We start from the raw sequence: 12,925 nt of genomic DNA on the forward strand, positions 1-12,925 counted from the left end.
ATACCGGTATTATGAAGCTATTTATTTATTGTATGATTTTTTTAGGGCTGGCAATGGGCTTTGCCGGATGTAAGAAGGATTCCAAACCGGAAGATTCTTTCATTAAGATCTATGACGACGAAAACGGGAATAAGCATTTTCATCCCTTGAGTATCACTACTTCAGCCAGCAATGACGGATACCTGATCATGAGTGCATACGATGGTTGGAGAATCCATTTAATGAAGATTGACAATGCCGGGGAATTCGTTTGGAATTATGAACTGCCTGCCAATTATGTCAATGCAGTTCCAAACCTGATCAAGAGCAATGGAGAAAACTACCTGGTCTGCATGGATGCCGTAGGATTGTTTACCTATGTTTTGAAAATCGACGAAGGAAATCATAGCACCACGGAAATTTCCAATTTCCCCAATGTACTTTATCCGACATACGCTTACAACTCCGGTTCAACTATCTACATTCAGAATTACAACCGCTTAAGCATGCAAACGGGCATTCATAAATTGACTTCCGATCTGGGCTCCATTACGCAATCCGCAGACCTGGATATCTTTACGGATGTGGAAGACCGGATTGTAAATCACATAACGTTTAACGGTAAACGCATCCCATTTTTTGTGAGTTCAACCCCTGAACAAAACTACCTGGTCATGAATGGGTTCTACAATTACAGTTTTTCATTGATTTTTCTAGACCAGAACTTGAATTTCGCCGGTGTCTATAATGGAGCAGGATTTAATGGTGGATTAGCTGCAATTTCGCCTTCAGGAGGTTCCCAATTCTCGTTGGCGCGCTTTTCCTACGACAATATCTATTACAATGCCAGTGTACCACTTGTTCCAACCACTATTGACATCGCGGAATCCATTCCAGCACAAGGTCATTCGGAGTTGGATGCAGAAAAACCGGTATTGATCAAGGATATTTCAATCGGGAGTGTCCAATACAAGGCATTTTTATCCTCCACCAGAAGTAATCAGTTGTTATTGAGTATCTATGATCGTGCAAGTGGTGCGTTGATCGGAAAAAAATACTTAGGTAAAAACACTCCATACACAGCTTGCGATTTCATCCAAACTGAAGACAGTGGACTCAATATACTTCTTCAGGCAAAAATCATGGGAAGTTTTGATCGCATTGCAATCATTAAATTGTCCAAGGAGCAAATGGAAGAGATTGTGGAATAATAAAACATGTAGACCACGCGATTAATCGCGTGCCTACATGTTTTATCCAATGTTCTCATCCAATAGTTGATTGATCGAAGCGATTGTAAACTTGCCTGAATCCATACACAATTCGATATCGATTCGACCAAGTTTGAGCCCGCCATAACCTACCTGGTTTACAAATACATTTTTTCCATCCTTGTTCTTGAACTCTTGAAGTTCTTCCAAAAAGGTATGTGTATGTCCACCGATAATGACATCGATTCCTGAAGTTGAAGCCGCCAGGACCTTATCCGAAACCTGGTTTGTTTTATACTCGTATCCCAAATGAGACAGGCAAATCACCACATCACACCCTTCCTTGCGTAAAGAATCTGCCTGTTTTTGCGCTGTCAGGACAGGATCCTGGTATTTTAATCCTTTCCAGTTTTCTACCGGAACCAATCCCTGAAGGTCTACTCCAACACCAAAAACACCGATCTTGAATCCGCCTTTCTTGATGATCGTATATGGTTTCACCACTTCGGAAAGAGGTGTAGAACTCAATTCGTAATTTGCATTCACAACCTGAAACGAAGCATGGGATAAGGCACTTTTATAGGCATCCATCCCGATATCGAAATCATGATTACCCAGCGTTACAATCTCATAATTCATTGCTGCCATGGCTTTCATTTCCAGTACTCCTTTAAACTTATTGAAATAGGGGGTTCCCTGAAAAATATCTCCGGCATCCATTAACAATACATGTTCTTCCTGCTCCCGGATCGATTGAATCAGGGTAGCTCTCCTGGAAACACCACCCAAATTTGGATACTTGGGATGATTCACAGGAAATGGATCAATATTCGAATGCGTATCATTGGTATGTAAGATCACCAATCTCTGCTGCTTTTTCTTCGCACTGATTAATGACGGAGCAACCATAGCGGCTCCTGCAATCACACCGGTCTGCTGTAAAAATAGTCTTCGTTCCATCTTACCAATTTATTCTTTCTTCTGGATAAAAAGCAATTTTTTTCTCTTTTTTAACAGCTTCAATAATGAAGTCCCGAAAGAGGATGTTTGTATCAAATCGTTGCAAGGGATTATTAAAGAAGAACATATTATCTCCTCCGTTGGCCAAAAAGTCGGAAGTGACCACCCAAAAATAGTTTTTGCTTTGAGCCAGGCTATCCGGAAATTCCAACTTTCCTTTTACCAGACGGAATCCACCGATGGGCTCTCCTCCTTTCTCTTTCAAATAAGCTTCCATTTCAGGAATGCGGTCCAATGATAATTTCAAATAGACCATCCGATTGTCAAAAGGCATCACTTTATAGATGTCACCAACGGTAATAGATCCCTTTGGTAAATCCGCTCTCAAACCACCGTTATTGATAAATGCAACCAGGGGCTCGTCTTTGAAGAACGAACTGTCTTTTGACTTCTCAATCAATTTATCACACAACCAAAAACCCAGGGATGAATTTGGTCTTCCAACAACCAGGTCAGTGGTTGTTTCACCAATTACCAAACCGAATTCCTTCAACATCTCCCGTCGATAGGGAGCTACCAATGAGTCCATTGCTACAGATGATTTACTTGAATCGTCCACATTTTGTCTGGATCCCTTTATCTGTAAATGATAAGAGCAGGCCGAAAGACCTGCTCCTATTAGAAAAAAAAGAAAAACTAGTTTCTTCATACTTAATTCTTAACTATCGTTTTTTGTGCTTCTCCGTAGGGCGTTCTTACTTTAACAATATACGAACCTACTTTCAAATCCTGAATATTCAATTCAACCAAAACCTGATTAATTCCATCAGCAGATTTCACGACTTTACCATCCGTTGCTATGATTTGGTAACCTGTAATGGTTGTTGCATCTACATTCATCACCAATACATTGGTTACAGGATTAGGATACAAGATAAATCCGTTCAATAATGCTTCTTCTACATCCGCAGTACATCCTAAAGATTCGTAACTCATATTTGTAAAATTCACAAAACAAGCATAGTTCGGATTATCCACAAATGGGTTTCTGTTGTCTTGCAATGAATCGATATAATCGTTTCTTGAAATTTCCCATGCATCCGGCATATCCTGTAAGTTCCATTGTTTCAAGATTGCCTGATCCTGTCCGTAAGGAATAGAACCGCTGATCGGATTCGGGAATCCCCAGTTATTTCCACTTACTGTTGTATAACAAATCGCTTCATACATCATTGCTCTTGCAGCATCTCCCTTGTGTATATCTCTTGGTTCGAAAACCTGATGACCATTTGCATCCGTTCCGAATTTACACCCAAGGTACGTGCTAGTCTGGTTTACCACTTTCCCTAGAGGGTAATTACTTCTCAATGCATTTGCATTGTTCTGGTTTGTTGGGAACAAATGGTGATAATCATTGTATTCCGGAAGTGCATCTGCAGGGTTTGTCGGCATCCAGCTATGGCAATATGTATGCTCACGGCTATACCCTGTTGCTGTAAAGTCAAATGGCTCCGTATAGATCTTATTTTCACCACTGTAAACACATGTAATCACACGACGATCCAATGTGGTATCACGTGCAGCAAACTTAGCTACCATCAATGCTCCATAGTTGCTATAGAATTGCATTTGGTGTGGATTAACCAAATTATGCAAGTCTGAAACAAATGTAGGGCTGCTTGTAGAGATTGTAGAATAATAACCTACAGGCTGCATCGAACCGGAAGAAGTCACATTTCCCGCCAAAGGAGCAGTTGTCAAATAATTTCTATAAGTTCCTGCACCATTGTAAGCATAAACTACAAAGTAATATCCTGTACTTGCCACGATGTTGTTCGGTAGGAAAGTAGTTCCTGCTCCTGAATAAACAACCTGACCATCTCCAACCATATCTCCACGTTGGTAAACTGCACCATCAACAGGAGTTCCGGTGATAGCAGAACCTTTTTTACGCAATACCAAATAACCATCTGCAGTTGTACTTGTAAAAGATCCTGTAATTCTATATGATTTCACATTCGAGAAAACAAGATTTGTAGGTTGGCTAGCCGGTTCAGTAGCAAAGTTACCACCGATACCGTTCAAATTGATTACGTAAGCTGCTTCATCAGAATCATCACTATTGATTGTCAAGACCGCAGTTCTTGTTCCAGCCATTGCCGGAGTGAAATTCACAGTCAATGATTGGTTTGCAGTTGCTGCAACTGTTGAAGGGAAAGATGCAACTGAAAAGTCAGCAGCATTTGCTCCCGAAATAACAGCACTTGAAATATTCAATGTGTTTGTTGTTCCTAAGTTTTCAACTGTGAATGCGAACGGAGTCATTGTTGCAACCGGAGAGCTCACTGTTTGAGTCCCACCGGAAACGATTGTTGTACCGGCATATTTCACGTTGATCTCTTGAGCCGGTGTTGCTGCACCAACAGCGATATTCACATCATCCAATCCGATATTTCCGCTTACCTTATTCGTGTAAATGAAACGAATGAAACGCGTCAATGAATTCGGTACATCTGTGTACATCTGATATACTCCAGCAGGAGGCGCTGTATGAGCATGCAAAGAAGTATAAGTTGTACCATTTGCAGATTCTTCTACAGTAAATGTTCCTCCTGAAAAAGAGTTTCCTGCCAAATAATAAGTCAATGCTCCCGGAGCACTTGCAAAATTGATGATCATATAGTCACCAGTGTTATCAAATTTCATTGCCGGAGGTGTATTCCCCGAAGCAGTATAAAACGCTGTTCCGGATTCTGTCCAACCTACAGGCAATGTCGTTGTCGTAAAACTCCAAGTTGTTGGTAACACCGCTTGTGCTACCGATACGCTATAAGCAAAAGCTGATAACAGTACTAAAAAAATCGACTTTCTCATTTTTTTCATTTGTTTCAAATTCCTATTTTTAAGCCCAGGTTAAATCTTCTACCCATCCCAACGAAAACCGTCGCTGAACTGGCATCAAAGTTTGCCCCATTTTGTGAATCGGTAATGTATATCTTATCCAGAATATTCATTATTCCACCATTCAATGTAAAATACACTTTAGATAATCTGAAAGTATATCCTACGTTAAAATCCAATAATCCGTAGCTCGGCATTTGCCATGACTCTCTATCCTTATTTGCCCCTACAAGAGCCAATGGATCGAAATTAGCAAAGTTTCTTCCGAAATAGGTATATCTTAATTTGACATATAAATCTTTGATGATCTCATATCGGACAGAACCTCCGATCTGAAGTTGGGCAGCATCTCCTACGTGTACATTCTTTGCACTAAAATCTACCGAATCAACCTGAACACCATTGTTATCCACGATGTATACTTTTGATCCGGAAATGGTTTTCCAGTCTGCAACCGTAACAACACCTTCTAAATTGATCTTTTTGGTGATGTTGTAATTGAAATCCACTTCAACTCCTTTGTGCAATGCGTCCAGTCCGTTGATATTGTAAGAGAATGTTCCGTCCGGGGTAACAACCGAAGGCGTATATTGCGGTGGTTTGTTCTTCCACAAGGTGTAATACAAGTTTAAGTTCGCAGCAAATTTCTTGCTTTTGTATCCGTATCCCACCTCCACAGAAGCCACTTTTTGGTTTTTCGCCTCCAGGAACGGTAAATTGTTGTTATCAAAGATGGTATTCATTTTCGGAGCAATACTCAAGTATCCAAGGTTTACAAAAACATTGTGACTCTTGTTGATATTGTAATTCACCCCTCCTTTGATTGTTCCACCCAAGAACCATTTTCTATCTGTAGTTGCCGTTCTTGCTTCGGAAGATTGGTTGGTATACTTATTTCCTTTATAAGTAACAGTATCCCCGTATCCAACCGCCTGAACCATCGTGGTATCTTCGAAAACAAGGTCTTTCTTTTTGAAGTAATCAATTCGCTGATTCCCCGTTTCAGAAAGAGATCCTGTCAAGAAGGTCGACCATTTATCCTTTTTGTATTCGATCTGACCGAAAGCTCCTCCCCACATCACGATTGCATCATTGTAATAAGACACCTTATCACCTTCACGCTTCATCGCATAACTTAGATTTGCCAATCCTTTCGGTTGATTTTTGTCTGAGTTGTCAATGGCATAATCTCCCCCCATCAGATCATAAACCGTCTGGTAGTGGCTTCCTCTGTAATATCGTGCATCGATACCAAAAAGTGTTGAAATGTTATTATTCACTTTGTAAGATACCGAAGAGATCAATCCAACCCATTTGTGGTCGTTGTTTGCAGAACGCAAATAATTGGAAGAAGAATGCTCTGTTGTACTGTACAAATTAGAAAAGCTAGTCGAATTCTGATCGTAAATCCCTTGTAAGTTATACAAACCGGTTGTCGTATCTCTTGCCGGGGTGTTCTTCATCGAAGTTCCACCACCTTTACCGATAGACAAGTAAGCGATTGTTGTCCAATTGAACTTATTATTCGGGTTCCAGGAGTGAGCCAGATTGAATTGCGGTTTGTGGAAATAATTCACCTTTTCATTGAAAATCTCATCGTTGATCATTCCATAGTTCGGGTTATACTTGTTTCCTCGTGCACCAATAGCCGACGTGGTATAATATAAGTTACTTGTATTTGCTACAGAATCGATTTGTCTCTGGTAGTCGACTCCGGCTTGTTTCGCTAATTTCTCATCCACAACAGAGATCGGTAATTTGGTTGTTCTCTGACCGTGAGACTGAGGAGCACCATTCACACTGAAACTCAATAAATGCTTACCTAATTTCTTCTGAACCTTGAAGAAGTAAGACCAAGCATCATCATACGTTGCATCAGCATAACTGCTTCCCCATTTTCTGGAACCAGCTACTGAAATTCCCCAGTTACCTTTCATCATCCCCGTATTTAATCCGAATGATGCTTTGTAAAGTCCGTAACTGTTCACTTCGCCTTTTGCATGAACACCAAACTTCTGGTCAATTCCTTTGGTAATGATGTTCATCGTTCCTCCTACTGAAGTAATTGCAAGTTTGGAAGCTCCCAATCCTCTTTGAACCTGGATTGTTTTCGTGATATCACCCAAACCGTCCCAGTTACTCCAATATACCTGACCGTTTTCCATGTCATTTACCGGAACACCGTCCACCAAAACTGCTACGTTTCGTTGATCAAATCCACGAATGGAAATCCTGGAATCTCCGGATCCTCCACCTTGCTCGGTTGCATAAACACCCGGTGTAGAGTTTAGGATCATCGGTAAATCACGGGTTCCCAATTCTTCCGCAATCTGTTTTGCAGAAATGGTTGAAAACGCAATTGGTGTTTCTCTCAGTTTTGCAACATCACGAACAATTTCCACATCTTCAATGATGTTATCGCTCACTTTCAGTTTAAAATCATGAACATAATCTGTATTTCCAACCGCTACAACAGCCTCATAGTTATCAAAACCAAAGTAGTCCATTGTAATCTTATGGCTCGTATTCTTCGAGACTTGGAACGTATATTTTCCATCGACGTCTGTCTTTGCTTTCAAGATTGAATCACATAAAACAAGTGCATCGACAACAGGTTCATTCGTTTCTGGATCTGTTACCACCCCACTCAGCATTACCTTCTCTTGTGAAAAAGCGGACACACCGATGAACATACAACAAATCAATAGCAGATTTTTCATAATCAGTAAAAAAACATTCTATAATATAGAGAACTTCTGAATTACTCGATTATAATGCTTTGTTGAGAAGAAGATTTATCAGTAAAGTTGATTCTTACCAAATAAGATCCTTTTCTTAATTTATCAGTTAATGTAACAACTGCAGCTGTGCTTTGGTCGTTCTTAACTTCTTTCGCTACCACTTTCCCAAGCAAATCAACAATCTCGATTGTTTCGATTGCATTGTTTGTATTGATGTAAAGAACACCGTTTGCAGAAGGATTCGGGTAAATTGAAACCGTGTTCAATTTGTTCTCACCAACGCTTAGGAAACAATCACATGTGTGAGCCCCTAAGTTTGTCCAAGTATCTTTTGGCAAAGAATCCCATTGTTGGTTTACGATAAACGGATCCGGGTTAACAGTAACTCCTGTTTTAACAGATGCTTTACGAACCAATGTGTGGTTTTCTGTCCAAACACGACCAACTGACCCATCGTATGGAGGTTGATCACCCCATCCGTAAGCACTTGTCATAGCTGCATCACCAATTTTCCCCATTAAATCGATCATCACTGTGTTTTTGAACAAAGCGATTGCATCATTTCCATTCATGTAAGTTGGAGCAGGATAAGCACCATCCAATTGATCTGCCATTGCCTGTAAAGCCGGTGAAGCTGCAGGTGAATTCGGTTGAGTAGTTGTTTGACCATTCACAATTACATACGTAGAATACGGTTGAATTGTTCCGGTAAGATTTGTTACACCTCCAGCGTTTGAAGTGTTCGCTCCATTTGAAAAACGTTCGATTCTATAACCAGTTAAACTAATTGCTGAACCTGTTGGGTTATACAACTCTACCGCTTTATCGTTTCCACTTCCCTCAACGTATTCAGAGATAAAAATTTCCGTACAGTTTTGTGCTTGAGCAGCAACGGCAGTAGACAACATACCTAAAAATAGTAATGCTTTTTTCATAACTAATCGATTATTAAATTTACAGATAAAATACAGTGTGGTGGTACAACGAATCCATCCGGCTCCATTGCCGAAAAATAGCTCCAAACACTCCGAGAGAAGTCTTTGCTATTATGGATACGATTCATTTCTATTTCATTATACCAAATATCGCATTTCTAAATGGTTTCAGTCTGCATAAAACACAGCATCAAGGATAACATTCAGAAATTTACGAGGCAAAGTTAAACGAAATTATCTATTCCAACATTACATAATTGTTAACAATCAACTAAGGTTATACACGTAGCCTTCATTCTATCAACCTCATATTAAACAAGCCGTTAACTATTTTACACCACTCATCAATAATTCACTCCTTCGGAACACTTTTTGGTTATTTTTGCCCAAAACACAATCGTATGAGAATTAAATTATTCATTTCCTTTATCTGTATCATCTCGTTTGGATATGCTCAAAACCTGACTGTTGAGAGCATTTGGAAATCGGGGGAGTTTTACCCCAACCGTATTGAAGGCTTCACCGCTTTAAGTGATGGTCAGTCTTTTACCAAGATCGTTGAAGAAGACAACAAGTACTTCTTGAAGAAGTATCAATTTAAAGACTACAAAGGTGCCGGAACGGTTCTGGTAAATTTATCAGCAATTGAATTTAATGGTAAGAAATTGGAGTTTGATGATGTCAAACTGAGCAAAAGTGGAAAATGGTTATTGGTTCAGGCAAATACGAATTCCATATACAGACACAGTTATTCCACCACTTATTACGCCTACAACATCCAAACCAAGGAAACATATAAAGTAAGTAATACGGATGCTGCTCAAACATTGGGAACATTCTCTCCTGACGAAACCAAATTGGGATATGTTTCAGGCAATAACCTGTTTGTATACGACCTGGTGAATCACACCAACAAGCAAATCACGTTTGACGGAAAACAAAATAGTATTATCAACGGAACAACTGATTGGGTTTATGAAGAGGAATTTGCAATCACGCAAGGATTCGAATGGTCACCTGATTCCAAATACCTGGCTTTCATGCGTTTTGATGAAACTGAAGTGAAGCAGTTTCAAATGGCAATGTACGGACCGCTTTACCCGGAGGAATACACATTCAAATATCCAAAAGCAGGAGAAGCGAATTCGAAAGTAACTTTTCACATTGCAAACAGTGAAACGGCAACTATAAAAGCTGTGAATTTGGGTGAATACGAATACTTACCTCGCTTTCAATGGTCACCAATCAAAAATGAAGTATTCGTTTCTACACTGAACCGTCACCAAAGTCAGGTGAAATACCATTTGGTAACAAATCCGGAAACTCCGACCGACCGGATCTTTTACGAGGAGCAATCTGATACCTATTTAGATGCTGACAATGTCATTTTATTGAAAGATGGAGCTTCCATGCTTCGTACTTCTGAAAAAGACGGATACAATCATATTTATCATCTGACTTTTGCCGGAAAACTAAGTCAGGTTACTTCCGGTAACTGGGACGTGATTGACCTATATGGAATTGACGAAAAGAAAGGGACCGTATTCTATTCCTCTTCGGAAAACGGGGCAATCAACAAATTACTTTATTCCATTAACTGGAAAGGAACGGACAAGAAACTGATTTCAAAAGCTACCGGATATAACGAAGCGGAATTTGCACCCGGGTTTAACTATTTCATCCGGACAAGTTCAAGCGCAAACACGGTTCCAAGCTATACACTTTGTGACCGTACCGGAAAAGAGTTTCAAGTGTTGGAAGCAAATACCGAACTTCAGAATAAGTTTAACGGTATGAACTTCAGTCAAAAAGAATTCATTCAAGTTGATGGTGCTGCAGGAAAATTGAATGCCTGGATAATGAAACCCGCAAACTTTGATCCGAATAAAAAGTATCCTGTTTATTTTAATGTCTATTGTGGACCGGGAAGCAACATGGTTACCAATGATTATGACGGAGCAAATTACCTGTACCACCAATTATTGACACGAAAGGGATACATCGTTTTTTGTGTGGACACCAGAGGGACACAATTTCAGGGAGCGAAATTCAAAAAATCCACTTATTTGCAATTAGGTAAATTGGAAACCGAAGATCTGATTGCAGTAGCTAAAAATCTTCAAAAAGAATCATTCGTTGATCCAAGCAGAATTGGGATCATGGGATGGAGCTACGGTGGATTTATGACTTCTCTGGCTATGACAAAAGGAGCGGATGTTTTCAAAATGGGAATTGCAGTAGCACCGGTCACCAATTGGAGATACTATGACAACATCTACACAGAACGTTTCATGAGAACGCCTCAGGAGAACGCCAGCGGATACGATGATAACTCTCCTGTAAACCATGCAGACAAATTGAAAGGGAAATTCCTTTTGATCCATGGTTCTGCAGACGATAATGTACATTACCAAAATACCATGGAGTTCATTACCGCTTTGGTAAAGGCAAACAAACAATTCGATCTGTTCGTTTATCCAAATAAAAATCATGGTATTTACGGTGGGAATACAAGAAACCACCTTTTCACGATGATGTTGGAATACACCATGAAGAACCTGTAGGAATAACTCCTTCTATTTTAGAATAAAAAATGAAGCCCTGTAGAAAAGAATCTACAGGGCTTTTTAGCTATACTTTTTTAGCAAAAAAAAGATTGGCACTTGCACATTACCGTATTCAATTCTTTATTAATTTAGTGCGGCTAATAAAAAATTGTTAGATAACACTCTTATAGATCATCATGAGCAAAATTGCGAAAATCGAATTAGATGGGAAGGTTTACGAATTCCCAGTCGTACAAGGTACTGAAAATGAATTGGCTATTGACATTTCAAAGCTACGTCAAGAAACAGGTTATGTAACCTTAGATACGGGTTACAAGAACACAGGTGCTACTACCAGCGCCATTACTTTTTTAGATGGTGAGGAAGGAATCCTTCGTTACCGTGGTTACCCGATTGAGCAATTGGCAGAAAGCGCTACTTTTATTGAAGTTGCCTACTTGTTGATTTATGGTGAACTACCTACTCAAGTTCAATTGGATGATTTCATTTCAAGTATCACCAAACACACTTTGGTACACGAAGACATGAAACAATTCTTTGAGGCATACCCTGCTCAGGCTCACCCGATGGGAGTTTTGTCTTCCATGGTTTGTTCACTTTCCACTTTCTATCCTGAATCATTGGATCCAAATAGAAGTGCAGAGAAAAAGAACAGAACAATCTTACGTTTGTTAGCAAAATTGCCAACACTTGCTGCTTGGTCTTATAAGAACTCGATGCGTCACCCATTCATGTATCCGAAGAATGAGTACGATTATGTAAAGAACTTCCTATACATGATGTTTGCAATGCCAACGGAGGATTACAAAGTGGATCCGGTTGTTGTTGACGCTTTAAATAAATTATTGATCCTACATGCTGACCACGAGCAAAACTGTTCTACATCTACAGTTCGTATCGTTGGATCATCACAAGCAAACTTATACGCATCCATTTCTGCAGGTATTTCTGCTCTTTGGGGTCCACTTCACGGTGGTGCTAACCAGGCAGTAATCGAAATGTTGGAGAAAATCCATAACGACGGTGGCGATGTGGACAAATGGGTATTGAAAGCAAAAGACAAAGATGATCCATTCCGTTTGATGGGATTCGGTCACCGCGTTTACAAGAACTTCGATCCGCGTGCAACAATCATTAAAAAAGCTGCAGATGACGTATTGGAGAAATTGAAAATCAATGACCCATTATTGGATATCGCTAAAAAATTGGAGAAATACGCATTGGAAGATGAGTACTTCAAATCAAGAAGCTTGTATCCGAACGTAGATTTCTATTCCGGAATCATTTACAAAGCTCTTGGAATTCCATCTGAAATGTTTACAGTGATGTTTGCATTGGGTCGTTTACCAGGATGGATCGCACAATGGAAAGAAATGTCAGAAGGCGGAGAACCAATCGGTCGTCCAAGACAAATCTATACAGGAGAAACTACAAGAGAGTACGTTCCGATTGCAAAAAGAGGATAAGATTTAAAATTAAAATACAAAAAAGGTCGGGGTGAAAAATTTTTCACCCCGACCTTTTTCATTCTTATGGATTAATAACATTCTGTTTAAATAGAATTAAACAAAATCAATTTAGTTTCATTTTAAATTTATCTATAACATAACTTACTAATAAACAATCCACTA

The 12,925-nt window shown here is 39.6% G+C and carries 8 protein-coding genes; 3 read left to right on the plus strand and 5 right to left on the minus strand.

Features of this window, described 5'->3' with window-relative positions; translation table 11 throughout:
- Positions 1–11 precede the first annotated feature (11 nt).
- Complete coding sequence (locus tag AAG807_RS16870) at positions 12–1,190, plus strand: hypothetical protein (protein ID WP_341906475.1); 1,179 nt, start codon at positions 12–14, stop codon at positions 1,188–1,190.
- A gap of 42 nt (positions 1,191–1,232) precedes the next feature.
- Here AAG807_RS16870 and AAG807_RS16875 read toward each other — a convergent pair whose 3' ends face one another.
- From AAG807_RS16875 to AAG807_RS16895, 5 genes are read right to left on the minus strand one after another with little or no spacing between them, the layout of a single operon-like run.
- Positions 1,233–2,150 carry a metallophosphatase gene (locus tag AAG807_RS16875; RefSeq protein WP_341906477.1) on the minus strand — a complete coding sequence of 306 codons (918 nt, stop codon included), beginning with the start codon at positions 2,148–2,150 and terminating at the stop codon, positions 1,233–1,235.
- Between the two features lies 1 nt (position 2,151).
- Positions 2,152–2,859, minus strand: a complete 708-nt coding sequence (locus AAG807_RS16880) for a 5'-nucleotidase (RefSeq protein ID WP_341906479.1) — start codon at positions 2,857–2,859, stop codon at positions 2,152–2,154.
- Positions 2,860–2,861: 2 nt separating this feature from the next.
- The gene (locus tag AAG807_RS16885; protein ID WP_341906481.1) at positions 2,862–5,024 is read right to left on the minus strand and encodes an endonuclease; all 2,163 of its coding nucleotides are present in this window, start codon (positions 5,022–5,024) and stop codon (positions 2,862–2,864) included.
- A 14-nt stretch (positions 5,025–5,038) separates the two neighbouring features.
- Positions 5,039–7,771, minus strand: coding sequence for a TonB-dependent receptor plug domain-containing protein (locus tag AAG807_RS16890; RefSeq protein WP_341906483.1), 2,733 nt, complete (start codon positions 7,769–7,771; stop codon positions 5,039–5,041).
- A 41-nt stretch (positions 7,772–7,812) separates the two neighbouring features.
- Positions 7,813–8,727, minus strand: a complete 915-nt coding sequence (locus AAG807_RS16895; RefSeq protein WP_341906485.1) for a lamin tail domain-containing protein — start codon at positions 8,725–8,727, stop codon at positions 7,813–7,815.
- Between the two features lie 401 nt (positions 8,728–9,128).
- On the opposite strand from AAG807_RS16895, the gene AAG807_RS16900 reads away from it, so the two are divergent.
- Both AAG807_RS16900 and AAG807_RS16905 read left to right on the plus strand, forming a co-directional pair.
- The gene (locus AAG807_RS16900) at positions 9,129–11,291 is read left to right on the plus strand and encodes a S9 family peptidase (RefSeq protein WP_341906487.1); all 2,163 of its coding nucleotides are present in this window, start codon (positions 9,129–9,131) and stop codon (positions 11,289–11,291) included.
- A 179-nt stretch (positions 11,292–11,470) separates the two neighbouring features.
- On the plus strand, positions 11,471–12,760 hold the full coding sequence (locus AAG807_RS16905) for a citrate synthase (protein WP_013687488.1): 1,290 nt from the start codon (positions 11,471–11,473) through the stop codon (positions 12,758–12,760).
- Positions 12,761–12,925: the final 165 nt, after the last annotated feature.

Source organism: Fluviicola taffensis DSM 16823 (assembly GCF_943372375.1).
Classification (GTDB): Bacteria; Bacteroidota; Bacteroidia; order Flavobacteriales_D; family Crocinitomicaceae; genus Fluviicola; species Fluviicola taffensis_A.

What these genes read in the sequence shown, in the direction of transcription:
- AAG807_RS16870 (WP_341906475.1), top strand. Translation starts at nt 12, where the DNA reads ATGAAGCTATTTATTTATTGTATGATTTTTTTAGGGCTGGCAATGGGC.
- AAG807_RS16875 (WP_341906477.1), bottom strand. Translation starts at nt 2,150, where the DNA reads ATGGAACGAAGACTATTTTTACAGCAGACCGGTGTGATTGCAGGAGCC.
- AAG807_RS16880 (WP_341906479.1), bottom strand. Translation starts at nt 2,859, where the DNA reads ATGAAGAAACTAGTTTTTCTTTTTTTTCTAATAGGAGCAGGTCTTTCG.
- AAG807_RS16885 (WP_341906481.1), bottom strand. Translation starts at nt 5,024, where the DNA reads ATGAGAAAGTCGATTTTTTTAGTACTGTTATCAGCTTTTGCTTATAGC.
- AAG807_RS16890 (WP_341906483.1), bottom strand. Translation starts at nt 7,771, where the DNA reads ATGAAAAATCTGCTATTGATTTGTTGTATGTTCATCGGTGTGTCCGCT.
- AAG807_RS16895 (WP_341906485.1), bottom strand. Translation starts at nt 8,727, where the DNA reads ATGAAAAAAGCATTACTATTTTTAGGTATGTTGTCTACTGCCGTTGCT.
- AAG807_RS16900 (WP_341906487.1), top strand. Translation starts at nt 9,129, where the DNA reads ATGAGAATTAAATTATTCATTTCCTTTATCTGTATCATCTCGTTTGGA.
- AAG807_RS16905 (WP_013687488.1), top strand. Translation starts at nt 11,471, where the DNA reads ATGAGCAAAATTGCGAAAATCGAATTAGATGGGAAGGTTTACGAATTC.